The sequence below is a fragment of the Kineococcus anabasis genome (genome assembly GCF_054590795.1).
The window spans coordinates 16981-42018 of record NZ_BAAIHU010000014.1; the positions used below are offsets into that span (position 1 = coordinate 16981).

Consider the following 25038-nt stretch of genomic DNA (forward strand, 5'->3'; position numbering starts at 1 on the left):
GGGTGCCACCCTCCCCGCTCCTCCCCGGCGCCCGCGCCACCGCGGGGCGAGCAGCCGGTGAACTCTCACCGACCGTGCGGAGAGCGGTTGCGCCGGGACGGCACGAGGCCCCGGCGGGGATCCCGCCGGGGCCTCGTGGGAGGTGGTGCGACCGTCAGCCGAAGCGGCCGGAGATGTAGTCCTCCGTGGCCTTCTGGGACGGGTTGGAGAAGATCGTGGTGGTGTCGTCCATCTCCACGACCTTGCCCGGCTGCCCGACGCCGGCGAGGTTGAAGAAGGCCGTCCTGTCGCTCACGCGGGCGGCCTGCTGCATGTTGTGCGTCACGATCACGATCGTGTACTCGGACTTCAGCTGCTCGATGAGGTCCTCGACGGCCAGCGTCGAGATCGGGTCGAGCGCCGAGCACGGCTCGTCCATGAGGAGGACGTCGGGCCGGATGGCGATCGCGCGGGCGATGCACAGGCGCTGCTGCTGGCCGCCGGAGAGGCCCGAGCCGGGCCGGTCGAGGCGGTCCTTGACCTCGTTCCAGAGGTTCGCCCCGCGCAGGGACTGCTCGACGAGGTCGTCGAGGTCGTTCTTGCGCATGCGCTTGGCGTTGAGCTTGACGCCCGCGGCGACGTTCTCGTAGATCGACATCGTCGGGAACGGGTTCGGGCGCTGGAACACCATGCCGATGTGCCGGCGGACCGTGACCGGGTCCACGCCGTCGCCGTAGAGGTCCTGGCCGTCCATGACGACCTTGCCCTCGACGTGGGCGCCGGGGATGACCTCGTGCATGCGGTTCAGCGAGCGCAGGAACGTCGACTTGCCGCAGCCGGACGGGCCGATGAGGGCGGTCACGGCCCGCGGCTCGATCGTCATCGTGACGTTCTCGACCGCCAGGAAGCTGCCGTAGTAGATGTTCAGGTCGGACACGTCGATGAGCTTGGCCACTGCGGCTCCTCGGGGACGGGGCGGGCGGGTCGGGGTGGTCGAGGTGGGCGGCGGTGCCGCACCGGGGGTGCGGATCAGCGACCGCCCTTGGGGGCGAAGAGCCGCGAGATGAGCCGGGCGAGCAGGTTCAGGCCCATCACCAGCGTGATGAGGACCAGCGCCGCTGTCCAGGCGCGCTCGATGGAGAACTGCGGCGGGACACCCGGCTGGGTGTACGAGAAGTACGAGAACACCGGCAGGGTCGCCATGCGGCCGGAGAACAGGTCGAAGTTCATGCTCGCCGTCGACCCGAGGGTCACCAGCAGGGGAGCGGTCTCGCCGGTGACGCGGGCGATGGCCAGGGTGATGCCGGTCGCGATGCCGCCGACGGCGGTGCGCAGCACGACCTTGGTGATCGTGCGCCACTTCGGCACGCCGAGGGCGTAGGACGCCTCGCGCAGCTCGTTCGGGACGAGCTTGAGCATCTCCTCCACCGAGCGCACCACGACGGGGATCATGAGGACCGACAGCGCGACGGCGCCGATGATGCCCATGCGGACCCGCGGGCCCAGGATCGCGGTGAAGGCCGCGATCGCGAAGAGGCCGGCGACGATGGACGGGATGCCCGTCATGACGTCGACGAGGAAGGTGATCCACCGGGCGAGGCGGCCCTTGCCGTACTCCACCAGGTAGATCGCCGCGAGCACGCCGATCGGCACGGAGATGAGCGTCGCGGCGCCGGTGACGAGCACGGTGCCCCAGATCGCGTGCAGGATGCCGCCGCCCTCGCCGACCACACCGCGCATGGAGGAGGAGAAGAACTCCCCGTCCAGGCGCGCCACGCCCTGGGAGACGACGGTCCAGACGACGGAGACCAGCGGGATCATCGCGATGCCGAAGGCGACCGTGACCAGCGAGGTCACGAGCCGGTCCATGGCCTGGCGGCTGCCCTCGCGGGCGTAGGAGACGGCCCAGACGGCGACGACCGCCAGCAGCGCGGCGAGGGCGATGGTCACGGCCAGGGGCAGGCCGGCGGGCACGGTCAGCGCGACGGCGACCAGGACGGCGGCCGCGATGACCGCCGCCGGTGCCCAGCGGGGCAGGCGGGGCTCGGTGAACCCGGCGGGGATGACGGTCTTCGGGGCGGTGGTGGTGGGCGTGGCCATCAGTTGGCTCCGGAGAACTCGGCGCGGCGGCTGACGATCCAGCGGGCGAGCGCGTTCACCAGGAAGGTGATCACGAACAGCACCAGGCCGCTGGCGATGAGGACGCTGATCCCGACGCCGGAGGCCTCGGGGAACTGCAGCGCGATGTTCGCCGGGATCGTCGAGGGGTTGGTGACGCTGATGAGGTTGAACGTGATGACCGCGCCGGAGGCGGACAGCACCAGCGCCACGGCCATCGTCTCGCCGAGGGCGCGGCCCAGGCCGAGCATGGCGGCGCTGGTGACGCCGGAGCGGCCGTAGGGGATGACCGCGTACTTGATGGTCTCCCAGCGGGTGGCGCCCAGCGCGAGGGCGGCCTCCTCGTGCAGGCGCGGGGTCTGCAGGAAGACCTCCCGCGACAGCGCCGTGATGATCGGCAGGATCATCACGGCCAGGACGATGCCGGCGGTGAAGATCGTGCGGCCGGAACCCGAGGCCGGGCCGGCGAAGAACGGGATGAACGAGGCGTGCTCCGCGAGCCACCCGTACAGCGGCACGAGCTGGGGGGCGAGCCACTGGATGCCCCACAGGCCGTAGACGATGCTCGGCACGGCGGCGAGCAGGTCCACCGCGTAGGCGAGGCTCTGGGCCATCCGCCGCGGCGCGTAGTGCGAGATGTACAGGGCGATGCCCAGGGCCAGCGGGGTCGCGACCACCAGGGCGATCACCGAGGAGATGACGGTGCCGAACAGCAGCGGGCCGATGTAGCCGGCGAGGCTGTGGCCGCCGAGCTCCTCCGGCGAGGCGCTGAACGCGGGCAGCGACCTGTAGACCAGGAAGGCCGCCACCCCCGCGAGGATGACGAGGATGAGGACCCCGGCCCCGGTCGACAGACCCTTGAAGATCCGGTCGCCGGGACGGTCCGTGCTGCGCTTGGGGACTGCTCTGGCGGCGGGCTTCGTGCTCGTCACGCGCTCCCTCTCCGATCTGTGCTCGTGGTTGGTGCCTCGGTGCCCTGCGCCCGGACGGGTGAGCGGGGGCACGCATGGCGATGGGGCGGCCCCGCCGGTGCGGTCTCCCGCACCGGCGCGGCCGCCCCCTCAGCCCGGGGAGGGCTCGTCAGCTGCCGATCTTCTCGATCGTGGCCGCGGCCTCGGTGGAGAGGGCGGAGGACAGCGGGGCGGAGCCCGCGGCCTCCGCGGCGGCCTGCTGGCCCTCCTCGCTCACGACGTAGGTCAGGAAGGCCTTGACGAGGTCGCCCTGGGCGGCGTCCTCGTACTTGGAGCAGGCGATGTGGTACGAGACGAGCACGACCGGGTAGGTGTTCGCGGCGGTCGTGCTGCGGTCCACCTTGATGGCGATGTCGCCCGCGGGGCGCCCCTCGACCTTGGGGGAGTTGTCCAGGACGGCCGCGGCGGTCTCGGCGCTGGGCTTGACGTACCCCTCGCCCACCTTGACCGAGGCGACACCGAGGTCGCCCGCCTGGCTGAGGTCGGCGTAGCCGATGGAGCCGGCGCCGGCCTTGACGGCGGAGACGACACCGGAGGTGCCCTGCGCGGCCTCGCCACCGAGGCCGGCCGGCCACTCGCCGTCGGGCTCGGCGGTCCAGGCGCCCTCGCCGGCCTTGGAGAGGTAGTCGGTGAAGTTGTTGGTGGTGCCGGAGTCGTCCGCGCGGTGCACCGGGTTGATCGCGGTCGCCGGCAGCGTCGCGTTCGGGTTGTCGGCCTTGATCTCCGGCGCGTCCCAGGTCTTGACGGTGCCGTTGAAGATCTTCGCGATGGTCGCGGCGCTGAGCTGCAGGTCCTTGACCTCGGGGAGGTTGTAGATCACCGCGATGGGGGAGACGTAGACGGGCACGTCGAACGCCTCGCCGCCGGCGCAGGCCTCCTTGGCCTGCTCCAGCTCCTCGTCCTTCAGGTACGAGTCGGAGCCGGCGAAGTCCACGGCGCCGGCGAGGAACTGCTCGCGGCCCGCGCCGGAGCCGGCCGGGTCGTAGTTGACGTTCACGTCGGCGTTCTGCGCGGTGAAGCCGGCGACCCAGGCGTCCATCGCGGCCTTCTGCGAGCTCGCGCCCGCCCCGTTGAGGTCGCCGCTCAGCGCGGCCTCGCTGGAGGCGCTGGGGCCCTCGCTGGGGGCGGTGCCGGCGTTCTCGTTGGAGGCGCCGCAGGCCGACAGGCCCAGGGCCAGCGCCAGAGCGGCGGGAACGGCTGCGCGGCGCAGGGGAGAGCGCATCGGGGAGGTCCTCTTTCGACGTGGCTGGACGGGCTTCCGGGAAACCGGCGCGGGCATCGACCTCGCGGTGTTCCACCGGGTCGTGGTCCTCAGCGCCGAGGCCTTGACCCTTCCGAAGGTAGGCACTCGAAGTGACGGCGCGGCCCGGCGTCGATGAATGAATGGTGAACGACTCCGGTCCTTCCGGCGCGATTTCGGCGGCGACCAGGCGGACATAGGGTGAACGGGCTAGTTCCCCGGTCCGGGGGGACTAGTCTTGTTCACTTTGGGTCATAAAAAACCGCTACCCGTGACGTCACGCAGAGTGATGTTCGATCGCCGTGACGCGCGCCGCGCCCCCCACCCCCGCCACCTGCGCCACCACCATCTCCCCGGGGCTCAGCGCCGCCCGCCGCAGCCGCCCGGCCACCTCCGGGTCCGCCCGCACCGCCAGCGCCTCCAGCAGCGCGGGCAGCACCGGGCGGTGCGAGCACACCACCGCCGCCGCACCCCCGCCCAGCAGCGCACCGACCAGCGCCGCCGCCCCCCGCGGGTCCCGCTCGTGCCCGGCCTCGCTCACCGCCTCCGCCGTCTCCACGGCCACACCCGCCGCGACCGCGAACGGCCGCACCGACTGCGCGCACCGCAGCCACGGCGACGTCACGACCCGTTCCGGCGCCCAGCAGGCCAGCACCTCCCGCAGCGCCTCCGCCTGCGCCACCCCCGCCGGCGCCAGCGGTCGGCGGAAGTCCGGCGCCGCCCACCCCGCCCGCGGCAGCGCCTTGCCGTGCCGCAGCACCACCAGCGGCCACGTCCCCCGCGGCGCCGCCACCAGGTGCGCGCGCAGCGCCGCCAGCGGCTCGCAGTCCTGCGGGTGCGTCAGCCGCCGTGCCGCCTCGTCCAGGTCCAGCCACGCCAGGTCGTCGACCTCCCGCGGGTCCGCCGCCTCCGTCGCCCCGTCCACGACGGTCGCCGCCCAGTAGCGCACCCGCTTGCGGCGCCCGTCGGCCAGCGGGTACCGCAGCGAGCCCAGCCGGACCCCCAGCCGCACCCGCAGCCCCGTCTCCTCCACCGTCTCGCGCACCGCCCCCACCGCAGCCGGCTCGCCCGCGGCCAGCTTGCCCTTCGGCCACGACCAGTCCGGCCCCCGGTCCCGCTTGGCCGGGCGGTGCACCAGCAGCACCTGCAGCCGGCCGCCGGAGCGGCGGTGCACCAGGCACCCCGCCGCCTCCACCCGCCCCGGGCGCGCGCCCGCAGCAGCCTGCGCGGCCACCGGCCGCCGCGTCACCGGCGCCGCGTCGGGCGCCGGCCCGGGCGCGTCGCGATGATGTGCTCCTGCAGGTCCAGCAGCAGGTTCCCGTCGGCGTCGCGGTGGTGGCGCGTCCAGCAGCCCTCCGCGTCCAGGTGCCACGAGGCGGTGCTCTCCTCCATGCACAGGTCCAGCAGCGTCTCCACCTCCCGGACGTGGCGGGCGTCGCCGAGGCGCACCACCGCCTCCACCCGGCGGTCCAGGTTGCGGTGCATCATGTCCGCGCTGCCGATCATGGCGACGGGGTCGCCGGCGTTGGCGAACCAGAACACCCGGCTGTGCTCCAGGAAGCGCCCCAGGATGCTGCGCACCCGGATCCGCTCCGACAGCCCCGGCACCCCCGGCCGCAGCGCGCAGATGCCGCGCACGATGACGTCCACGTCGACACCGGCCCGCGACGCCCGGTACAGGGAGTCGATGAGGGCCTCGTCCACGATCGAGTTCACCTTGATGCGCACCTTGGCGGGCTTGCCCTGCTGGTGGTTGTCGATCTCCCGCTCCACCCGGTCGATCAGCCCCGTGCGCAGCGAGCGCGGCGCCACCAGCAGGCGCCGGTACGTCGTCTTCGGCGCGTACCCCGAGAGCTGGTTGAACAGCTTCGTCAGGTCCTCGCCGACCTTCGGGTCCGCCGTCAGCAGCCCCAGGTCCTCGTACATCCGCGCGGTCTTCGGGTTGTAGTTGCCCGTCCCCACGTGGCAGTAGCGGCGCAGCCCCTGCGGTTCCTGGCGCACCACGAGGCTCAGCTTCGCGTGCGTCTTCAGCCCCACCAGCCCGTACACCACGTGCACGCCCGCCTGCTCCAGCTTGCGCGCCCACGTGATGTTCGCCTGCTCGTCGAAGCGCGCCTTGATCTCCACCAGCGCCAGCACCTGCTTGCCGGCCTCGGCGGCGTCGATGAGGGCGTCCACGATGGGGGAGTCGCCGCTCGTGCGGTACAGCGTCTGCTTGATCGCCAGCACCTTCGGGTCCGCCGCCGCCTGCGCCAGGAACGCCACCACGCTCGTGGAGAAGGAGTCGTAGGGGTGGTGCAGCAGCACGTCGTGCGTGCGGATCGCGGCGAACACGTCGCGCGGCTTGGCGGTCTCCGCGCCGTCCGTCAGGTCGCGGTGGGTGCGGGCCACGTACTTCGGGTACTTCAGCTCCGGGCGGTCGATGTCCGCGATCGCGAACAGCCCCCGCAGGTCCAGCGGCTCCGGCAGCTCGTAGACCTCCGCCTCCGAGATGCCCAGCTCGCGCACCAGCAGCTCGCGGATGCGCGGGTCGATGTCGGTGGCCAGCTCCAGGCGCACCGGCGGGCCGAAGCGGCGGCGCAGCAGCTCCTTCTCCAGGGCCTGCAGGAGGTTCTCCGCGTCGTCCTCCTCCACCTCCAGGTCCTCGTTGCGCGTCACCCGGAACGTGTGGTGCTGCACGACCTCCATGCCGGGGAACAGCTGGTCCAGGTGGACCGCGATGACGTCCTCCAGCGCCACGAAGCGCGACGGGCGCGGACCCTCGTGCCCGTCGTCCTCCACCACGCCCGAGGCCGGGGCGACCTCGACGAACCGCGGCAGCAGCGGCGGCACCTTGACGCGGGCGAAGTGCTCCTTGTCCGTCGTCGGGTTGCGCACCACGACGGCCAGGTTCAGCGACAGGCCCGAGATGTACGGGAACGGGTGTGCCGGGTCCACCGCCAGCGGCGTCAGCACCGGGAACACCTGGTCGCGGAAGAAGCCGTGCAGGCGCACCTGCTCCTCGGGGGCGAGCTCCTCCCAGCGGACGATCGTGATGCCGGCCTCGGCCAGCGCGGGGCGGATCGAGTGGGTGAACGCCGCGGCGTGGCGGGTCGTCAGCTCGTGGGCGCGGCGGCTGATCGACTCCAGCACCTCCCGCGGCTCCAGCCCGCTGGCGGCCGTCACGGCCAGGCCCGTGGCCATGCGCCGCTTCAGGCCCGCCACGCGCACCATGAAGAACTCGTCCAGGTTGTTGGCGAAGATCCCCAGGAAGCGGGCCCGCTCCAGCAGGTGCATGTCCGGGTCCTCGGCCATCTCCAGCACCCGCTGGTTGAAGGCCAGCCAGGACAGCTCCCGGTCGGCGAAGCGGTCCGGCGGCAGTTCGGGCAGGTCCTCCTCGCGCACCACCGCCGGACGGGGGGTGATCGCCGGCGCCGGGGTGGGGGAGGTCTGCTGCGTGCTCGCTGCCATGACTGCATCCTGCCACCGGGATCGGCGCCCCCGCCCACGCTGGGCGCCCGCCCGGACGGCACGTGGCGGGTGGGGGACGGCCCGGCGAACAGCCGGTTGCGCGCCGCCCGCGCGGTCGCTCAGGGCAGCAGGTACTGCACGTCCAGCGACGTGCGGGTGAACCCCAGCCGGGTGTACAGCCGCACCCCGGCGGTGTTGCCGCCGTCCACGTACAGCTCCGCCGCCGCCACCCGCCCCGCCAGGTGGCGCAGGCCCGCCACGGCCAGCGCCCGGCCCAGCCCGCGCCCGGCCCGGCCCGGGTCCACGCCCAGGACGTAGACCTCCCCGGTGTCCGAGCCCGGCTCCACCTTCGTCCAGTGGAAACCGACCAGCCGCCCGCCGTCCGCCTCGGCCAGCAGGAAACCCGCCGCGTCGAACCACGGCTCGCCCTGCCGCGCCGCGAGGTCCGCGGGACCCCAGCGCCCCTGCTCCGGGTGGTCCGCGAACGCCGCGGCGTTCAGGGCCAGCCAGGCCGCCTCGTCCAGCCCCGGCCGGAACGCCCGCAGCCGCGTGCCCGCCGGCGGCCCCACCTCCGGCAGCTCCGGTCCCGACGGCGGGAGCGGCCGCCGCATGTGCCACAGGTCCCGCACCCGCCGCGCGCCCTCCGACACCGCCAGCGCCCGCGCGCCCGCGGTGTCCCCGTGCGCCCACACCAGCAGCGGCCCGCCCGCAGCCGCCCGCGCCGCCCGCAGCAGCGCCCGGCCCGCGCCCGCGCGCCGGTGCGCCGGGTGCACCAGCAGCTCGCCCCCCGCCGCGGTCCCCGGCGCGCCCGCGGTGACCTGCGCGTAGCCGGTGGGGGACCCCCCGGCCGTCGCGACCAGGTGCACCACGCCCCGCGCCAGCTCCCCCGGCACGGCGCCGGGCCCCGGCAGCGCCGCCCGCAGGCGCAGCACGGCGTCCTCCGACAGCGGGCCCACCCCGTCGGCGGCGGCCGCGGCGGACACCAGCTCCGGGACCACCACCGCGTCCGGGGCGGTCAGCGGCCGCACCGGCACGGGCCCCACCGCGCCGCTCAGCGCTGCTCCCCGGTGCCGTCGGCCCCGCGGCCCTCCTGCTCCTCGCGGCCCGTGCGCACGAACCGGTACCCCACGTTGCGCACGGTGCCGATCGAGCTCTCGTGCTCCGGGCCGAGCTTGGCGCGCAGCCGCCGCACGTGGACGTCCACCGTGCGGGTGCCGCCGAAGTAGTCGTACCCCCAGACCTCCTGCAGCAGCTGCGCCCGCGTGAAGACCCGGCCCGGGTGCTGGGCGAGGTGCTTGAGGAGCTCGAACTCCTTGTAGGTCAGGTCGAGCGCGCGCCCCCGCACCCGCGCCGTGTAGGAGACCTCGTCGATCGTGATGTCCCCGGCGCGGATCTCGCTGGGCTGCCCCTGCTCCGCCTCCTCCACCGCCAGCTTCAGCCGGCCGGAGGCCAGGCGCAGCCGCGCCTCCAGCTCCGCCGGCCCGCAGCTGTCGAGCACCACGTCGTCGGCGCACCAGTCCGCCGCCACCGCGGCCATCCCGCCCTCGGTGAGCACCAGCAGCAGCGGCTGGGCCACGCCGGCGGTCCGCAGCACCCGGCACAGGGAGCGCGCCGCGGCCAGCTCCCGCCGCCCGTCGACCACGACGGCGTCGGCGGTGGGGCCGTCGACCAGCACGGAGGCCTCCGCCGGCAGCACGCGGACGGTGTGCGGCAGCAGCCCCAGGGCCGGCAGGACGTCGGTGGAGGGGGACAGGGCGTTGGTCAGCAGCAGGATCTGTGCCACCGGCAGTCTCGACCTCCGATCGCCCGGCGTCCGGGCGGCGGACCGGTGTGCGGCAGCCCTGGCGGCGGCCGCGCCCGCCGTCGGGAGCGGCCAGGATAGCCGTGCCCGCAGGCCCCGCGGGCCGGGGGAGGCCGCGTGGCGCCGTGCCGTCCGGACGGCGCCGCTCTGCGAGGATGCAGCGGTGAGCGCTCCCGTCACGGCCGCCGCGACGGCCGTCCTCGCGGCGCTCCTCGCCCTCGCCTCCGCCGCCCCCACCGCCGTCCTCGTCGTGGTGGTCGCGGCGCTCGGTGTGCTGCTCGCCGTGGGCTGGCCGCCCCTGCTGGCCCTGCCCACCCCGCGCGGCAGCACCGCGGTGGTGGGCGCGGCCGCCCTCGCCTCCGCCGCCGTCGTGGGCGCCACCGCGGGCCGGGGCGGGGACGACGGGCCGCTGGCGTCGCTGCCCGCCACCATGGCCCTCGCCGTGCTGGCCGCCTTCGCCCACCAGCTCCTGCGCCGCGACGGCCGGCCCCGGCTCGTGGAGTCCGTCAGCTCCGTCGCCGCCGGGCAGGCCGTGGTGGTGGGGGCCGCCGCCTGGGTCGCGGTGCCCCTCGCCGCCGGTGGCGTGCGGCTGTCCCTGGCCGCGGCGGCGGCCGTCGCGGTGGCCGCCGCGCTGTGCACCCTGCCGCTGCCGCTGCGCACCGCGGGCCCGTGCGCCGTGGTCCTGGGGGCGGGTGCGGGCTGGCTCGTGCACGCCGTGGGCGCTGCCGGCCCCGCCGGGCGCGGGCTGCTCGCCGCCTGTGCCGTGGGCGCGGTGGCGGGGGCGGTCGTCGCGGCCTGGCGGACCCTGGTGGCGCCGCTGCCCGCGGTGCGGGGCAGGCGCGCCTCCCTCGCCGTCGCCGCCGCGCCCGTGGCGCTGTGCGGTCCGGGCACCTACGTGCTCGGGCGCCTCCTGCTGGGCTGACCCCACCGCCCGCGGCGCGCTCCCGCGGGCGCGCGCTGTGTAGTGTCCTGGCATGTCCATCGAAGCCCTCGAGACGTTCTACCTCGTCCTCCTGGTCGTCGTGAGCCTCGTGATCGCCTGGTTCTCCGTCTTCGTGGTGTACCGCCTGTACAAGGGACAGCGCTGACCCGTGGTGCTGCACATCGACGCCGCCACACCGGCCCCGCTGCTGCCGCTGGCGTGGCTGATCGGCCGCTGGGAGGGCGCCGGGGTCCTCGGCCACCCCACCCGCGGCGCCGACGTGCGCTTCGGCCAGGAGGTCGAGTTCTCCCACGACGGCCGCCCGTTCCTGCACTACACCAGCCGCACCTGGCGCCTGGACGACTCCGGCGCCGTGCAGGAACCCCTCGACGTCGAGACCGGCTGGTGGCGCCCCACGGGGCAGCCCGCCGCGCAGCAGGGCGGTGGCGGGCCCGTGCCCGTGGACCTGGAGGTCCTGCTCGCCCACCCCACGGGTGTGGTGGAGGTCTACGTCGGCACCGCCCGCGGACCGCGCATCGACCTCGCCACCGACGTGGTCGCCCGCACCGCCACCGCCGCGGAGTACACCGCGGGGCAGCGGATGTACGGCCTGGTGGAGGGCGACCTGCTCTGGGCGCTCGACGTCGCCGCCGGCGGTCACCCCGTGCAGTCCTACGCCTCCGCCCGGCTCAAGCGCGTCGGCTGAGGTCCCGCCGGGGGTTTCCCCGTCCCGGCGGCGGGTAGGACCCGGGCGCCGACGAGCGGAGGGAGAACCATGACGAGCGCACCGATCGAGCCCGCGCCCGCAGCGGGGGGCGGTCAGGACCTGCCGGAGACCGACCTCGGGGCCCACGGCCCCGCCGAGGACACCGGCGCAGGACCCACCCAGCCCCCGGGCTACCCCGAGGCGGTCGACCCCGCCGAGGGCCCCGTCCCCGGCTGAGCCCCCTCCCCGGCCGGGTCCCGTGCCCGGCCGGGGACGCTCCCGCCCGCGCAAGCTTCCGGAGGGGTTCAGCCCCCGTCCTCGTGCTGCTCGCCCGGGGACGGGGCCCGGCGCGCCACGGTGCACCTGTGCGGATCGCCGTGGTGACCGAATGCTTCCTCCCCCAGGTGAACGGGGTCACGAACTCCGTGCTCCGGGTGTGCGACCACCTCAGCCGGCAGGGCCACGAGGCCCTCGTCGTCGCCCCCGGCCCCGGGCCGACCAGCCACAACGGCATCCGCGTCCTGCGGGTGCCGGCCGCTCCCCTGCCCGGGTACGCCGAGCAGCGCGTCGCCTACCCCTACCCCCTGCTCGCGCGGACCCTGCGGGAGTTCCGCCCCGACGTGGTGCACCTGGCCTCGCCCACGGTGCTCGGCGCGGCCGCGGCGACGACCGCCCAGCGCCTCGGCGTGCCCACCGTCGCCGTCTACCAGACCGACCTGCCCGGTTTCATCGCCCGCTACGGCCTGCGCGCCGCCTCCGGTGCGGCCTGGCGCTGGATCCGCCGCGTCCACGCCCTCGCCGGGCGCACCCTCGCCCCCAGCCGGCACGCCTGCCGCCAGCTCACCGACCACGGCGTCGAGCGCGTCGCCCGCTGGCCGCGCGGGGTCGACCTGGTGCGGTTCTCCCCGGAGCACCGCGACGAGGCCCTGCGCTCGGGTCTCGCCCCGCGCGGCGAGGTGATCGTCGGCTACGTCGGGCGCCTCGCGCGGGAGAAGGACCTCCAGCTCCTCGCCGCCGTGCAGAACCTGCCCGGCGTGCGCCTCGTCCTCGTCGGCGACGGGCCGCACCGCGCCCAGCTCCAGCGGCTGCTGCCGCGGGCGCGCTTCCTGGGGATGCTCGGCGGGCGGGAGCTGTCCGCGGTCGTCGCCAGCCTCGACGTCTTCGTGCACACCGGCTCCCACGAGACGTTCTGCCAGGCCGCGCAGGAGGCGCTGGCCAGCGGGGTGCCCGTCGTGGCGCCCGCCGCCGGAGGGCTGCTCGACCTCGTGGAGCCCGGCGTCAACGGCGCCCTCTTCGCGCCCGGCTCCGCGCTCGCGCTGCGGGCGGAGGTCCGGCGGCTGGTGGCCGACCCGGACCGGCGCTGCGCCCTGGGCGGCGCGGCGCGGCGCTCCGTGGCGAGCCGGGACTGGCACTCCGTGGGCGACGAGCTCGTCGGGCACTACCGGGAGCTGCTGGCGTGAGCCGCATCGCGCAGACCGCGAACTTCGTGGCGCCCAGCTCCGGGGGCATCCGCACCGTCCTGCGGCACCTGGCGGCCGGCTACGCGGCGCGGGGCCACGACGTCGTGCAGGTCCTGCCCGGGCCGTGGGACGCGGTGTCGGAGCAGCCGTGGGGAACGCTCGTCACCGTCGAGGCGCCGCTGGTGCCCGGCACCGGCTACCGGGTGCTCGTGGACCCCGAGCGGGTGCAGCGGATCCTGGAGGACGTCGCCCCCGACCGGCTGGAGGTGCACGACCGGACCACCCTGCGCGGCCTCGGCGGCTGGGCGCGGCGGGCGGGCGTGCCGTCCCTCGTGGTGAGCCACGAGCGCCTCGACCGGGTGCTGGGGCAGTGGCTGCCCGGGCGCGGGCCGGCCCGCCGGGTGCTGGAGCCGGTGGTGGCACGTGCCGCGGACGGCTCCAACCGCTCCCTGGCGGCGGCGTTCGGGACGGTGGTGTGCACGACGGGCTGGGCGGCGGAGGAGTTCTCCCGCATCGGCGTGGACGCGGTGCGGGTGCCGCTGGGGGTGGACCTGGACTGCTTCGCCCCCTCGCGCGCCGGCGCCGCCGTGCGGGCCCGGTACGCCGCACCCGGTGAGGCGCTGCTCGTGCTGGCGAGCCGGCTCTCGCGGGAGAAGCGCCCGGAGGTGGCGGTGGAGGTGGTGGCGGAGCTGGTGCGGCGGGGCCGGCGGGTGCGCCTCGTCGTCGTGGGGGACGGCCCGGCCGGGGTGGGCCTGCAGCGGCGCGCCCGGGGCCTGCCGGTGGGGTTCACGGGGTTCCTGCGCGAGCGCGAGGAGCTGGCCGCGGTGCTGGCCTGCGCGGACGTGGTGCTCGCCCCTGGCCCGGTCGAGACGTTCGGGCTGGCGGCGCTGGAGGCGCTGGCGTGCGGCACGCCGGTGCTGGCGGACTCCTCCTCGGCGGTGGGGGAGGTCCTGGCGGGGGCGGGGCTGACCGCGCCGGGACGCGCGGGGGCGATGGCCGACGCCGTGGAGGAGCTGCTGACGGGCCCGGGTGCCGGTGCGCCGCGGCGGCGGGTGGCGCGGGCGCGGGCCGAGCGCTTCGGCTGGCAGGGGAGCGTGGAGGGGTTCCTCGCGGTGCACGGGCTGCCGCACCCGGAGCCGGCCGGCGTCCGCCCCGGGCTGCGCCGCGTCGCCTGAGGCCGGCCCGCCCCCGGGTGCCGCGGCGCCTGCCGCCGGGCACCGGGCGCCGCCGGGGTCCCCGCCGCCGTACCCTGGCGCCGTGGAGGACGCGCGGGGCCTGCGGACCGCGCTGCGCGCGCGGGGCCTGCGCCGCACGCCCCAGCGGGAGCTGGTGCTCCAGGCCGTCGCGGAGCTGGGCCACGCCACCCCCGAGCAGGTGGCCGCCCGGGTGCAGCGCGACGCCCCGGACGTGAACCTCTCGACCGTCTACCGCGCGCTCGACGTGCTCGTGGACGTCGGCCTCGTCGCGCGCGGCCACCTCGGGCAGGGCCCCGCCTCGTACCACCTCCTGGAGCACGCCGACCACCTGCACGTCGTGTGCGACGGGTGTGCGGCGATGGCCGAGGTCCCCGCGGCGGAGGCCGGGCCGCTGGTGGCGCGGGTGGCGGAGCTGTCCGGTTTCGCCGTCGACGCCCGGCACCTGGTGCTCCGGGGCCGCTGCCCGCGGTGCCGGGCCGGGTCCGGGGACGGCGGATGATCCGGCCCCCCTCCACCGTTGCAGCGGCGGGAGGGACGGGGCCCGCCGCCGCGGCGGCGCCAGCCGCGGGACCCGCCGTCGCAGCGGCGTCAGCCGCGGGAGAGGAGAACGCCGTGCAGGTCGAGGTGGAGACCGGGGCCGCACCGGAGACCGGGGGGTGGCGCTCGCCGCTGCTGGAGCGGCCCGGGGCCGTCGAGGGCGGCGGCGCCGACGCGGGGGTGGCGTGGCACTACGGCGACCCCGTGGCCGAGCAGCGCGCCCTCCTCGCCGGGCGCGCCGTCGTGGACCTCTCGCACCGCGGCGTGGTCACCGTGGGCGGGCCGGACCGCTTGTCCTGGCTGCACAGCCTCACCACGCAGGACCTGCGCGTGCTGCCGCCGCACACCAGCACCGAGAGCCTGGTGCTCAGCCCCAAGGGTCACGTCGAGCACGCCCTGCACCTCGTCGACGACGGCACGACGACGTGGATCACCGTGGAGCCGGGCACCGCGCCCGCCCTGGCCGCGTGGCTGCTGAAGATGCGGTTCATGCTGCGCGTGGAGGTCGCGGACGTCACCGCGGACTGGGCCGTGCTCGGCGAGCCCGTCCGCGCGGAGTCCGCGCCCGGGGGGCCGCCCGCCTGGTGCGACCCGTGGCCGGGTGCGGCGCCGCTGGCCGAGGGCGGCACCGCCGACACCGCCAGCTACGCCACCGTCAGCACCGCGGAGCATCCCGGCCGGGAGCGGGCGTGGCGCGAGGTGCTCGTGCTCCGCGCGGAGCTGGCCGCCGCGGTGGGGGAGCGGCCCCTGGCCGGCACGTGGGCGGCGGAGGCCCTGCGGGTGGAGGCGTGGCGGCCCCGGGCGGGCTGGGAGACGGACCACCGCACGATCCCGCACGAGGTCGACTGGCTGCGCACCGCCGTGCACCTGCACAAGGGCTGCTACCGGGGGCAGGAGACCGTCGCGCGGGTGCACAACCTGGGACGGCCCCCGCGGCGGCTGGCGTTCCTGCACCTGGACGGCTCCGGGCACGACCTGCCGGTGGCGGGGGACGACGTGCTGCTGGACGGGCGGCGCATCGGGTTCGTCACCTCGGCGGCGCGCCACCACGAGCTGGGCCCGGTGGCCCTGGCGATGCTCAAGCGGGGCGCGCCGGCCGACGCCCCGCTGCTGGTCGTCGGCGGGGCCGGCGAGGACGGGGTGCCGACCCGGCGCATCGCTGCGGCGCAGGAGGCGGTCGTAGCCCCCTGAGACGCATTCGCATACGCTCAGTGCTAGAAGCGTCGCTAGCAGCGATGAGAGCTGTGCGATGACGGCTGAGCGGGGGACGGCATGAGCGGCGAGGGTTCCAGCGGCTACCAGGAGGGTGGCCGCCGTGCGATCGACCGGGTCCTGGGCCCCGGGTTCCTCGAGGGGCTGGGCGAGATCTCCCTGGAGGAGCTCCGCCTCCGGCGCTCGGAGGCGGAGCAGGAGGAGGCGGACCTCTCCTACGCCCGGCGCCTCCTGCAGGGGCGCCTGGACATCGTGCAGGGCGAGGTGGCGCGCCGGGCCGGTGCCGACGGCGCCCCGGAGCCGCCCACCGTCCGCTCCGATGCCGAGCTCGTGCGCAGCCTCGTGGACGTGCTCGCCGAGCCGCGCAGGGTCAACCACGGCTACGGCCGGCACAGCCTCGTCGAGCCCAGCCGCGTGGGCGAGCACCGCCGTCGCGCCGAGGCCGCCGTGGCCGACCCGCGCCTGTCGAACCTGCCGGAGCTCAGCGACGAGGAGCTCGCCGGGGCGCAGGAGCGCCTGCGGGAGATGGAGCACGACATCAGCGCGGACCGGCACCGCGTCCAGCAGGCCATGGACGCGTGCACCGAGGAGATCACCCGCCGGTACCGCGACGGCAGCGCCTCCGTCGACGACACGCTGCGCGCGTCCGGGCGCTGACGCCGCCCGCACCGCGCCGCCCCCGGCCCCCGGCTCGTAGGATCGTCCCGTGACCCAGGGGCTCGCCGTCGTGCAGTACTTCCTCCTGCTCGCCCTCGGGGTGGGCGCGCTCGGCGTGCAGGCGTGGGCCCTGGTCGACTCCCTGCGGCACCGACCGGAGGCGTACGTCGCCGCGGGCAAGCTGACGAAGACGAAGTGGGTGGCGCTGCTCGCCGTCGCCACCGCGATCGGCGTCATCTCCGTGAACAACCTGCTCGGCCTGCTGTTCTTCGACGCCCTCGCCGTCGTGGCGGCCGTGGTCTACCTCACGGACGCCCGGCCCGCGCTGCGCCCCTTCAAGGGGCGCGGCGACGGCCGCGGCACCCGGTCGGGGCCCTACGGACCCTGGTGAGCCGTCCCCGGCACCCCGGCGGACGCGGTGCGGGAGCCGGGTGAGGTGCGGGAGCCGGGTGAGGTGCGCAGCGCCGCGGCCGCGCAGCGCAGCAGCGCCGTGCCGGCCACGGCGACGGCGAGGACGGCGAGCAGGTCGGCCTCGGTGAAGCCGCGGTCGGCACTGATGACGTACAGGACCCGCCCCTCCACCGGCTGGTTCACCCGCGTCCAGATCGCCCCGAGCAGACCCGTCAGCACGGCCACGTCCCAGCGGGGCCGCAGCAGCGAGCCGACGCACGCGACCAGGACGGCGAGCACGGTCAGGGGGATCAGCACCACCCCGCGAGGCTAGGCGCCCCCGCCGGCACCGGCAGCCGCGAACGCCCCGGCCGGGCGCATCTGCACGCGACCCCCACGGCACCGCCGCGCCGCACCCGCCGCCCCCGGTCGCGGCGGGCCGGGTGCGGGAGCCCCGCGGTGGCTGCGGCAGAGTGCTCCGCCGTGAGAGCCGTCGTGCAGCGCGTCACCCGGGCCAGCGTCACCGTCGCCGGCGAGGTCGTCGGCGCCGTCGAGGGCCCCGGCCTCCTCGTCCTCGTCGGGGTCACCCACGACGACGGGCCGGAGCAGGCCGAGCGCATCGCCCGCAAGGTCGCCGAGCTGCGCATCCTGCGCGGGGAGGTCGGCGCGGCCGATGCCGGCGCACCCGTCCTCGTCGTCAGCCAGTTCACCCTGTACGCCGACACCGCCAAGGGGCGGCGCCCCACCTGGAACGCCGCCGCCCCCGGGCCCGTCGCCGAGCCGCTCGTGCAGGCCGTGGTGGCGGCCCTGCGCGCGCGGGGCCTGCAGGTGGCCACCGGCTCCTTCGGCGCGGACATGGCCGTCGAGCTCGTCAACGACGGGCCCGTCACGATCCTGCTGGAGGCCTGAGGCGGCGTCGGGGGACGGCCGGCCCGGCGCGCCCCGCGGCGGCCCTACCCTGTGCGGATGCACGTCGAGGACACCGCACCCCAGCCTTCGCCCGTCGACCGCTACCTGGAGCACAACCAGGCGCACACGCGCGCCGGGGACCTGCTCCCGCCGGAGCTGCCGACCGCGCCCGCGCACCACGTCGCCGTCGTGACCTGCATGGACTCGCGCATCGACGTCTTCAAGGTCCTCGGCCTGGAGAACGGCCAAGCGCACATCATCCGCAACGCCGGCGGCATCGTCACCGACGACGTCGTGCGCTCCCTCGCGGTGAGCCAGCGGCTGCTCGGGACCCGCTCCGTCATGGTCATCCAGCACGACCACTGCGGGATGCTGATCGCCGAGGACGAGACCTTCGCGGACGCCCTGGAGAGCGATGCCGGTGTGCGGCCCGCCTGGCGTCTCGGTGCCTTCCGCGACCTCGACGCGAGCGTGCGCGACAGCGTGCGGCGCCTGCGCGAGGACCGCTTCCTGCCCGCCCGCGACGACATCCGCGGCTTCGTCGTCGACGTCAAGGGCGGCCGGCTGCGCGAGGTGCCCGTGCCCGCGGTGGTCCCGGCGCGGTCCCCGGCCACCGCCTGAGGCTCAGCGCTGCCGCGGGGCCACCGCCGACCACGCCACCGTCACCTCCCCCAGCCGCCAGCGGGCGGGGCGGTCCAGCAGCGGGTACGCCGCCGCGACCTCCCGGCAGCTCGCCAGCCACCGCTGCCGCGCCCCGAACGCGCCCAGCGGTGCGGCCCGCGCCCACGCCGCGTCGAGGGCGCGCAGGAAGGCGTGCACCGGCTCCCCGGGCACGTTGCGGTGGATGAGCGCCTTGGGCAGCCGCTCCGCCACGTCCGAGGGCCGCTCCAGCCCGCCCAGGCGCAGGGAGAGGGTCAGCGACACCGGCCCGGCCGCCGCGTCCACCGCCACCCAGGAGGCGCGGCGGCCCACCTCGTCGCAGGTGCCGTCCACCAGCAGCCCGCCGGGGGCCAGCCGCGAGCGCAGCAGGTCCCACGCCCCGGCGACCTCGTCCTCGGGGTACTGCCGCAGCACGTTGAACGCCCGCACCAGCACCGGCCGGCCGGGGACGGGCAGCTCGAAGCCGCCGAGCGCGAACCCGGGGGCGCCGGGCAGGTGCGCCGTGCGCTCCCGCGCGAGGGCCACCCGCCCGGGGTCGATCTCCAGGCCGACGACCCGCACGTCCGGGCGCACGCGGCGCAGCCACCGCTGCAGGTCCAGCACGGTCACGGGGGAGGCGCCGTAGCCGAGGTCCACCACGAGCGGGTCGGCCGCCGCCCGCAGCCGCCCGGCGGCGGGCCCGGCCAGCCAGCGGTCCACCCGGCGCAGCCGGTCCGGGTTCGTGGTGCCGCGCGTGATGCTCCCCACGGGCCGTGCGGCACCCCCTGCTGGTGCGCCGCGCCCGCGCGGGGAGGCAGACTGCGCGCGGGGCGGGTCGCCGGCCGCCCCCGCCTCCCGGGCGCGACCGGCGGCGCGCGCAGCGCCTCGCCGGGCGCCGGAGGGGGGATCGGCCACCGGCGAACCGTAGCGACGTCAGGACCGGGTGCCGGGAGTGCAGCGATGACCGGAGGGAGCCCGGGGCCGGGCACGGCGGCGCCCGACCCCAGGCGGGTGGCGGTGCTGTCGCTGCACACCTCGCCGCTGGAGCAGCCCGGCACCGGTGACGCCGGGGGGATGAACGTCTACGTGGTGGAGCTGGCCTCGGAGCTGGCCCGCCGCGGCACCGAGGTCGAAATCTTCACGCGGGCCACGTCCTCGGACCAGCCGCCGGTGGTGGAGCACGTGCCGGGCGTGCTGGTCCACCACGTGCCGGCCGGGCCCTACGAGGGCCTCTCCAAGGAGGACCTGCCCGGTCAGCTGTGCGCCTTCGCCGCGGACCTGCTGCGGACCGAGGCCCGCCACGAGCCCGGGTACTACGACCTCGTGCACTCGCACTACTGGCTCTCCGGGCAGGTGGGGTGGCTGGCCTCGGAGCGCTGGGACGTCCCCCTGGTGCACACGATGCACACGATGGCGAAGGTCAAGAACGCCAGCCTGGCCGAGGGCGACACCCCCGAGCCGAACGGGCGCGTCATCGGCGAGCAGCAGGTGGTGGACGCCGCGGACCGCCTCGTCGCCAACACCGCGCAGGAGCGCCGGGAGCTGGTGGAGCTGTACGGGGCCGCCCCGGAGAAGGTGTCCGTGGTGCCGCCGGGGGTGGACCTGGCGACGTTCTCGCCGGGTGCGGGTCCGGACCCGCGGGCCGCGGCGCGCGCCCGGCTGGGGGTGCCCGCCGACGCGGAGCTGCTGCTGTTCGTGGGCCGCATCCAGCCGCTGAAGGCGCCGGACGTGCTGGTGCGCGCGGCGGCGCACCTGCTGGCGAGGCGCCCGCAGCGGCGCGGGCGCCTCCTCGTGGCGGTCCTGGGCGGGCTCAGCGGCACGGGCCGCAACCGCCCGCACGCCCTGGCGGACCTGGCGCGGGAGGCGGGGCTGGGCGACGTGCTGCGGGTGCAGCCGCCGGTGGCGCGCGCGGAGCTGGCGGAGTGGTACCGCGCGGCGGACCTGGTGGCGGTGCCCTCGTACTCGGAGTCGTTCGGGCTGGTGGCGCTGGAGGCCCAGGCGTGCGGGACGCCGGTGGTGGCGGCCTCGGTGGGAGGGCTGCGCACCGCGGTGGCCGACGGGGTCTCCGGCGTGCTGGTCGGCTCGCACGACCCGGCGGAGTGGGCGGTGTGCCTGGAGGCGCTGCTGGAGGACCCGGCGCGGCGGGCGCGGCTGGCGACCGGGGCGGTGCGGCACGCCGCGGGGTTCGGGTGGCGGGCGACGGCGGAGGCCACGGCGGAGGTGTACCGCGAGGTGGTCCGCGGGCGCCGCCGCTGAGCCTGCCGCTGAGCCTGCCGCGGGGTCGCCGGGGTGCGCCCGGGCCGGTCCGGGGCCGGTCCGGGGCTGGTCCGGGGCCGGTCCGGGCGGCCCCGGCGGCCCACTAGGGTCGGGCGCATGACTGCAACCCTCGTGCTGCTGCGCCACGGTGAGAGCGAGTGGAACGCGCTGAACCTCTTCACCGGCTGGGTGGACGTGCCCCTGTCGGAGAAGGGCCGCGCGGAGGCCTCCCGGGGCGGTGAGCTGCTCGCCGGGGCCGGGATCCTGCCCGACGTGGTGCACACCTCCCTGCTGCGGCGGGCGATCACGACCGCGCACCTGGCGCTCGACGCCGCCGACCGGCACTGGATCGACGTGCGCCGCTCCTGGCGGCTCAACGAGCGGCACTACGGTGCGCTGCAGGGCAAGGACAAGAAGCAGACCCTGGCGGAGTTCGGCGAGGAGCAGTTCATGCTCTGGCGCCGCTCCTACGACACCCCGCCGCCGGAGATCGAGGCGGGCTCGGAGTTCTCCCAGGACGGCGACGCCCGCTACGCCGATCTCGGCGCGGACATGCCGCGCACGGAGTGCCTGCAGGACGTCGTGACCCGGATGCTGCCGTACTGGGAGGAGGCCGTCGTCCCGGACCTGCGCGCCGGGAAGGTGGTGCTGCTCGCCGCGCACGGCAACTCGCTGCGCGCGCTGGTGAAGCACCTGGACGGCATCTCCGACGAGGCCATCGCGGGGCTGAACATCCCGACGGGCATCCCGCTGCTGTACCGCCTCGACGACGACCTGCGCCCGGTGCAGGCCGGTGGGGAGTACCTGGACCCGGCGGCGGCCGCGGCAGCCGCGGCGGCCGTGGCGAACCAGGGACGCTGAGACCGGCCACACCTCCACCGGGGGTCCGGGCGGTGGACGGGGCCGGGGTGCCGCACGGGCACCCCGGCCCCGTCCGTCCCGGGGGCGCCGCTCAGGTGCTGCCGGTGCCGCCGGCCGGGGTGGAGGCGGTGGCGGTGGGCTCGCCGGTGCACGCCGCCTCGACCCGGGCCTGCACCCGCTGCTGCGCCTCCAGCACGGCCGGGTCCTGGGCGGCGCTCGCGGCGTCGATGCGCTGCAGCGCGAGGCCGAGGTCCGTGGCGCTGCCGGAGCGCAGGTCGATGTCCCCGACGGCGACGGCGAGGTGCTCGTAGTAGCCGAGGACGCGCTCGGCGTCGGCGCGGGTGGCGCCGCTGGTCGCCTCGACGAGGGCGGCCTGGTAGTCCTTGCCGTGCAGGGTGGTGGCGATCGCGGAGACCGACGGGGCGCGCGGGTCGCCGGCGCCGACGCCGAGCCGGTCCATCTCGGCCTCGATGGCCCCGTCGAGGGCCTCCTTCGCCTCCTCCACCCGCGCGCAGTCCACGGCGGGGCCGGTGGCGGTGCCCCCGGGTGCGGTGCCGTCGGCACTGGTGGGCGGTGGGTCCGTGCCGCCGGGGACGGCGGTGGAGGCGGCCGGGGTGGTGCCCGGGTCCACGGGTGCGGGCGGCCCCCCGGTGCAGGCGGAAGGCAGGACGGCCAGCGCCGCCACGAGCAGCAGCGGCCCCGCGGGTGGCCGGGCGCGCGCCCCCCACCACCGGCCGCCGTGCCGCCGCCGCACCTGCGGACGCCTCGTGACGGCCGGTGGGGCCGTCAGACCTCGGCCGTCGCCGCGCCGCCCTCGCGGGGCTCGGCGCGCCGGTCCCACACCAGCGGGAAGGACGTGCTCGTGGAGGCGGTGCCGACGCCGCCGGGGTCCCCGACGTGCTGGCCCGTCACGAGGAAGACGACCCGCCGGGCGACGGAGACCGCGTGGTCGGCGAAGCGCTCGTAGTAGCGGCCGCAGAGGGTGAGGTCGACGGCGGACTCGATGCCGGGGGTGCGCTCCCCGGACAGCAGGAACTGGAAGATGCTGCGGTGCAGCTGGTCCATCTCGTCGTCGTCGACCTCCAGCTCGCCCGCGAGGTCGAGGTCGCGGGTGGCGATGACGCTGGCGGCCTTGGCGACGATGCGCTCGGCGACCTGCCCCATCTGCAGGATGGTGGCGCGCATCTCCGGGGGGACGGCGGGGTTGGGGTGGCGCAGGCGGGCCAGCTTGGCGACGTGCCGGGCGAGGTCGCCCATCCGCTCCAGGTCCAGGCTCATCCGCAGGGCCGTGACGACGACGCGCAGGTCGGTGGCGACGGGCTGCTGGCGGGCGAGGATGGTCAGGCAGCGCTGTTCCAGCTCGTGGTGGAGGGTGTCGATGCGCTGGTCGGCTGCGATGACGCTCTCCGCGAGCTCGCGGTCGGCGTCGAGCAGGGCCGTCGTCGCGCGCGTCACCGCGGACTCGGCGAGGTGCGCCATCTGCACGAGGCTCTCGTCGATCAGCGACAGCTCGCCGTGGAACTGGTCCCGCACGTGCACTCCTCCGTCGTCCGGCTGCGCCACAGTCTCGGGGCGGGGATCCCCTTCCGCGAGCCGACCACCCCGTCGGTACAGCGGGTACCCGCGTCCTCACGCCAAGCTCACAGTATGCGGTGAACGGGCCGGATCGCGTGGGTGAACTTCTCGCCCCGCGGGAGCGTCCGCCCGCCGTAGGGGGTCGCTGCGCGCCGAGGAGCCCCGGCGCCGCCGTACCCTCGTGCTCGTGGGGGAGCCGTGACACCCGAGCTGCTGGCCATCTTCGCCGGCTGTGTCGGCGCGGTCGTCGGCGCCGGGGCCGTGCTCGCGTTCTGGTTCAGCGAGCACCAGCAGGAGGCGCCGCGCGACCAGGTGCGCCCGACCGACCTGCCCGCGGGGGTGGGGGACGTCCTGGCGGTGCTGCGCTCCTCGGCGGTCGTGGTGGGTGACGAGGACGACGTGGTGCGCGCCAGCGCCGCCGCCTACGCCGCGGGCATCGTCTCCGGCCGCGAGCTCGTGCACCCCCAGCTGCGCCAGATGGTCCGCCAGTGCCGCCGCGACGGGGCGGTGCACGAGGCGGAGCTGGAGCTGCCCGCGGGGCCGCTGGCCGGTGGCCCGCTGCTGGTGCACGCGCGGGTGTCGTGGCTCGGCGCCCACCACGTCGTGCTGCTGGTGGAGGACCGCACCGAGGCCCGCCGCGTCGAGGAGGTCCGCCGCGACTTCCTGGTCAACGTGAGCCACGAGCTGAAGACACCGGTGGGTGCGCTGTCGCTGCTCGCCGAGGCCGTGGCGGGTGCGGCCGACGACCCCGACGCGGTGCGCCACTTCGCCTCCCAGATGCAGCGGGAGTCCGTCCGCCTGGCCGACCTCGTCAAGGAGATCATCGAGCTGTCCCGGCTGCAGTCCTCGCCGGGGGTGGTGCAGCCGAGGCTGCTGGAGGTCGACGAGGTGGTCGCCGAGGCGGTCGACCGGACGGGCTCGGTGGTGCAGGCGCGCGACGCGGAGGTCGTCGTGGCCGGTGACCGGGGCCTGCGGGTGGCGGGGGACCGGGAGCTGCTGGTCACCGCCGTGCGCAACCTCGTCCACAACGCCGTGGCCTACTCCCCGGAGGGCAGCCGGGTGGTCGTGGAGGCCCGCCGGGTCCGCGACTCCGTCGAGATCGCCGTCATCGACCGCGGCGTGGGCATCCCCGCCGCCGACCTCGACCGCATCTTCGAGCGCTTCTACCGGGTCGACCCGGCGCGCTCGCGGCTGACGGGCGGCACGGGCCTGGGCCTGTCCATCGTCAAGCACATCGCCGCGAACCACCGGGGGGAGGTGACGGTGTGGAGCGTCGTCGGGGAGGGCTCGACGTTCACGCTGCGCCTGCCCGACGCCACGGACATCGCCGCCGTCGCCCCGGGAGCCGTGCGGCCGCCCGCCGTCGCTCCCTCCGGGGCGCAGCCGCGGTGAGCTCCCCGGCCCGGGCGGGCCCCGTGCCGCCCCTCCGACCCATCCACCGGTTCCGCACCCTGAACGAGGAGAACACACCGTGACCCGCATCCTCCTGGTCGAGGACGAGGAGTCGTTCAGCGATCCCCTGTCGTACCTGCTGCGGCGGGAGGGCTACGAGGTGTCGGTGGCCGCCACCGGTCCCGCCGCCCTGGACGAGTTCGAGCGTGCCGGCGCCGACCTGGTCCTGCTCGACCTCATGCTCCCCGGCATCCCGGGGACGGAGGTGTGCCGGCAGCTGCGGACCCGCTCCAGCGTCCCGGTGATCATGCTGACGGCCAAGGACTCCGAGATCGACAAGGTCGTGGGCCTGGAGATCGGCGCGGACGACTACGTCACCAAGCCGTACTCCTCCCGGGAGCTGCTGGCCCGGGTGCGCGCGGTGCTGCGCCGGGGCGCCGAGCCGGAGGAGCTGCTGCAGACCACGGTCGAGGCCGGGCCGGTGCGCATGGACGTCGACCGGCACGTCGTGACGGTGAACGGCGAGACCGTCTCGCTGCCGCTGAAGGAGTTCGAGCTGCTGGAGATGCTGCTGCGCAACGCCGGGCGGGTCCTGACGCGCGTGCAGCTCATCGACCGGGTGTGGGGCTCGGACTACGTGGGGGACACCAAGACGCTGGACGTCCACGTCAAGCGGCTGCGGGCCAAGATCGAGCCGGACCCGTCCTCGCCCAAGCACCTGGTGACCGTCCGCGGCCTGGGCTACAAGTACGAGGCGTGAGACGTGG

The 25038-nt window shown here is 76.0% G+C and carries 27 protein-coding genes; 15 read left to right on the forward strand and 12 right to left on the reverse strand.

What is annotated here, in order from left to right; translation table 11 throughout:
- Positions 1–154 precede the first annotated feature (154 nt).
- The 8 genes from pstB to ACYQBY_RS20295 all read right to left on the reverse strand — a co-directional run bounded on the left by pstB (position 155) and on the right by ACYQBY_RS20295 (position 9541).
- Positions 155–934, reverse strand: a complete 780-nt coding sequence (pstB, locus tag ACYQBY_RS20260; RefSeq protein WP_459645704.1) for a phosphate ABC transporter ATP-binding protein PstB — start codon at positions 932–934, stop codon at positions 155–157.
- Between the two features lie 74 nt (positions 935–1008).
- Positions 1009–2079, reverse strand: a complete 1071-nt coding sequence (gene pstA / locus ACYQBY_RS20265) for a phosphate ABC transporter permease PstA (protein ID WP_459645705.1) — start codon at positions 2077–2079, stop codon at positions 1009–1011.
- Positions 2079–3029 (reverse strand): phosphate ABC transporter permease subunit PstC, encoded by a 951-nt coding sequence (gene pstC / locus ACYQBY_RS20270; protein ID WP_459645706.1) that lies wholly within the window; start codon positions 3027–3029, stop codon positions 2079–2081. Before pstC ends, pstA begins: the two co-directional genes overlap by 1 nt.
- Positions 3030–3177: 148 nt before the next feature.
- Positions 3178–4290, reverse strand: a complete 1113-nt coding sequence (gene pstS, locus ACYQBY_RS20275; RefSeq protein ID WP_459645707.1) for a phosphate ABC transporter substrate-binding protein PstS — start codon at positions 4288–4290, stop codon at positions 3178–3180.
- Between the two features lie 295 nt (positions 4291–4585).
- Positions 4586–5557, reverse strand: coding sequence for an NUDIX hydrolase (locus tag ACYQBY_RS20280; RefSeq protein WP_459645708.1), 972 nt, complete (start codon positions 5555–5557; stop codon positions 4586–4588).
- The gene (locus tag ACYQBY_RS20285) at positions 5554–7758 is read right to left on the reverse strand and encodes an RNA degradosome polyphosphate kinase (RefSeq protein ID WP_459645709.1); all 2205 of its coding nucleotides are present in this window, start codon (positions 7756–7758) and stop codon (positions 5554–5556) included. The genes ACYQBY_RS20280 and ACYQBY_RS20285 overlap by 4 nt, the downstream gene beginning before the upstream one ends.
- A 119-nt stretch (positions 7759–7877) precedes the next feature.
- Positions 7878–8792: a mycothiol synthase gene (gene mshD, locus ACYQBY_RS20290; protein ID WP_459645710.1), complete on the reverse strand. Its 915-nt coding sequence runs from the start codon at positions 8790–8792 to the stop codon at positions 7878–7880.
- A 17-nt stretch (positions 8793–8809) separates the two neighbouring features.
- The gene (locus ACYQBY_RS20295) at positions 8810–9541 is read right to left on the reverse strand and encodes a winged helix-turn-helix transcriptional regulator (protein WP_459645711.1); all 732 of its coding nucleotides are present in this window, start codon (positions 9539–9541) and stop codon (positions 8810–8812) included.
- Between the two features lie 181 nt (positions 9542–9722).
- Between ACYQBY_RS20295 and ACYQBY_RS20300 the strand changes: the two genes are divergently transcribed.
- The 9 genes from ACYQBY_RS20300 (at position 9723) to ACYQBY_RS20340 (ending at position 16640) form a co-directional block, all read left to right on the forward strand.
- Positions 9723–10481: a hypothetical protein gene (locus ACYQBY_RS20300; RefSeq protein ID WP_459645712.1), complete on the forward strand. Its 759-nt coding sequence runs from the start codon at positions 9723–9725 to the stop codon at positions 10479–10481.
- A gap of 169 nt (positions 10482–10650) precedes the next feature.
- The gene (locus tag ACYQBY_RS20305) at positions 10651–11187 is read left to right on the forward strand and encodes a nitrobindin family protein (RefSeq protein WP_459645713.1); all 537 of its coding nucleotides are present in this window, start codon (positions 10651–10653) and stop codon (positions 11185–11187) included.
- A gap of 69 nt (positions 11188–11256) precedes the next feature.
- Positions 11257–11424 carry a hypothetical protein gene (locus ACYQBY_RS20310; RefSeq protein WP_459645714.1) on the forward strand — a complete coding sequence of 56 codons (168 nt, stop codon included), beginning with the start codon at positions 11257–11259 and terminating at the stop codon, positions 11422–11424.
- Between the two features lie 128 nt (positions 11425–11552).
- Entirely contained in the window at positions 11553–12647 is a 1095-nt protein-coding gene (locus ACYQBY_RS20315) for a glycosyltransferase family 4 protein (protein WP_459645715.1), read from the forward strand.
- The gene (locus ACYQBY_RS20320) at positions 12644–13822 is read left to right on the forward strand and encodes a glycosyltransferase (RefSeq protein ID WP_459645716.1); all 1179 of its coding nucleotides are present in this window, start codon (positions 12644–12646) and stop codon (positions 13820–13822) included. Before ACYQBY_RS20315 ends, ACYQBY_RS20320 begins: the two co-directional genes overlap by 4 nt.
- A gap of 82 nt (positions 13823–13904) precedes the next feature.
- A complete protein-coding gene (locus tag ACYQBY_RS20325) occupies positions 13905–14342 on the forward strand; it encodes a Fur family transcriptional regulator (protein WP_459645717.1) in 438 nt (145 codons plus the stop codon).
- Between the two features lie 113 nt (positions 14343–14455).
- Positions 14456–15571 carry a CAF17-like 4Fe-4S cluster assembly/insertion protein YgfZ gene (gene ygfZ, locus ACYQBY_RS20330; protein ID WP_459645718.1) on the forward strand — a complete coding sequence of 372 codons (1116 nt, stop codon included), beginning with the start codon at positions 14456–14458 and terminating at the stop codon, positions 15569–15571.
- Between the two features lie 81 nt (positions 15572–15652).
- Positions 15653–16249 (forward strand): RsiG family protein, encoded by a 597-nt coding sequence (locus ACYQBY_RS20335; protein ID WP_459645719.1) that lies wholly within the window; start codon positions 15653–15655, stop codon positions 16247–16249.
- A 49-nt stretch (positions 16250–16298) separates the two neighbouring features.
- The gene (locus tag ACYQBY_RS20340; protein ID WP_459645720.1) at positions 16299–16640 is read left to right on the forward strand and encodes a DUF2516 family protein; all 342 of its coding nucleotides are present in this window, start codon (positions 16299–16301) and stop codon (positions 16638–16640) included.
- Here ACYQBY_RS20340 and ACYQBY_RS20345 read toward each other — a convergent pair.
- The gene (locus ACYQBY_RS20345; RefSeq protein WP_459645721.1) at positions 16625–16960 is read right to left on the reverse strand and encodes a hypothetical protein; all 336 of its coding nucleotides are present in this window, start codon (positions 16958–16960) and stop codon (positions 16625–16627) included. The two genes, ACYQBY_RS20340 and ACYQBY_RS20345, sit on opposite strands and share 16 nt — an antisense overlap.
- A gap of 162 nt (positions 16961–17122) precedes the next feature.
- Between ACYQBY_RS20345 and dtd the strand changes: the two genes are divergently transcribed.
- Together dtd and ACYQBY_RS20355 are read left to right on the forward strand one after the other, a co-directional pair.
- A complete protein-coding gene (gene dtd / locus ACYQBY_RS20350; protein ID WP_459645722.1) occupies positions 17123–17548 on the forward strand; it encodes a D-aminoacyl-tRNA deacylase in 426 nt (141 codons plus the stop codon).
- A gap of 57 nt (positions 17549–17605) precedes the next feature.
- Positions 17606–18169, forward strand: coding sequence for a beta-class carbonic anhydrase (locus ACYQBY_RS20355; RefSeq protein ID WP_459645723.1), 564 nt, complete (start codon positions 17606–17608; stop codon positions 18167–18169).
- 3 nt (positions 18170–18172) lie between these two features.
- Here the strand turns inward: ACYQBY_RS20355 and ACYQBY_RS20360 are convergent, their stop codons facing one another.
- A complete protein-coding gene (locus ACYQBY_RS20360) occupies positions 18173–18955 on the reverse strand; it encodes a class I SAM-dependent methyltransferase (RefSeq protein WP_459645724.1) in 783 nt (260 codons plus the stop codon).
- Positions 18956–19147: 192 nt separating this feature from the next.
- Here ACYQBY_RS20360 and mshA point away from each other — a divergent pair, with 192 nt between their 5' ends.
- On the forward strand, positions 19148–20443 hold the full coding sequence (gene mshA / locus ACYQBY_RS20365; protein WP_459645725.1) for a D-inositol-3-phosphate glycosyltransferase: 1296 nt from the start codon (positions 19148–19150) through the stop codon (positions 20441–20443).
- 117 nt (positions 20444–20560) lie between these two features.
- Positions 20561–21304, forward strand: a complete 744-nt coding sequence (locus ACYQBY_RS20370) for a phosphoglyceromutase (protein ID WP_459645726.1) — start codon at positions 20561–20563, stop codon at positions 21302–21304.
- 91 nt (positions 21305–21395) lie between these two features.
- Here ACYQBY_RS20370 and ACYQBY_RS20375 read toward each other — a convergent pair whose 3' ends face one another.
- The gene (locus ACYQBY_RS20375) at positions 21396–22058 is read right to left on the reverse strand and encodes a hypothetical protein (protein WP_459645727.1); all 663 of its coding nucleotides are present in this window, start codon (positions 22056–22058) and stop codon (positions 21396–21398) included.
- A gap of 32 nt (positions 22059–22090) precedes the next feature.
- On the reverse strand, positions 22091–22837 hold the full coding sequence (gene phoU / locus ACYQBY_RS20380; protein ID WP_459645728.1) for a phosphate signaling complex protein PhoU: 747 nt from the start codon (positions 22835–22837) through the stop codon (positions 22091–22093).
- Between the two features lie 240 nt (positions 22838–23077).
- Here phoU and ACYQBY_RS20385 point away from each other — a divergent pair, with 240 nt between their 5' ends.
- Together ACYQBY_RS20385 and ACYQBY_RS20390 are read left to right on the forward strand one after the other, a co-directional pair.
- A complete protein-coding gene (locus ACYQBY_RS20385) occupies positions 23078–24271 on the forward strand; it encodes a sensor histidine kinase (protein WP_459645729.1) in 1194 nt (397 codons plus the stop codon).
- Positions 24272–24350: 79 nt separating this feature from the next.
- Positions 24351–25031, forward strand: a complete 681-nt coding sequence (locus ACYQBY_RS20390) for a winged helix-turn-helix domain-containing protein (protein ID WP_459645730.1) — start codon at positions 24351–24353, stop codon at positions 25029–25031.
- Positions 25032–25038: the final 7 nt, after the last annotated feature.

Coding starts and splice junctions, on each gene's coding strand:
- pstA (WP_459645705.1), bottom strand. CDS start 2,079: ATGGCCACGCCCACCACCACCGCCCCGAAGACCGTCATCCCCGCCGGG.
- pstS (WP_459645707.1), bottom strand. CDS start 4,290: ATGCGCTCTCCCCTGCGCCGCGCAGCCGTTCCCGCCGCTCTGGCGCTG.
- ACYQBY_RS20285 (WP_459645709.1), bottom strand. CDS start 7,758: ATGGCAGCGAGCACGCAGCAGACCTCCCCCACCCCGGCGCCGGCGATC.
- ACYQBY_RS20310 (WP_459645714.1), top strand. CDS start 11,257: ATGACGAGCGCACCGATCGAGCCCGCGCCCGCAGCGGGGGGCGGTCAG.
- ACYQBY_RS20335 (WP_459645719.1), top strand. CDS start 15,653: ATGAGCGGCGAGGGTTCCAGCGGCTACCAGGAGGGTGGCCGCCGTGCG.
- ACYQBY_RS20355 (WP_459645723.1), top strand. CDS start 17,606: ATGCACGTCGAGGACACCGCACCCCAGCCTTCGCCCGTCGACCGCTAC.
- mshA (WP_459645725.1), top strand. CDS start 19,148: ATGACCGGAGGGAGCCCGGGGCCGGGCACGGCGGCGCCCGACCCCAGG.
- ACYQBY_RS20370 (WP_459645726.1), top strand. CDS start 20,561: ATGACTGCAACCCTCGTGCTGCTGCGCCACGGTGAGAGCGAGTGGAAC.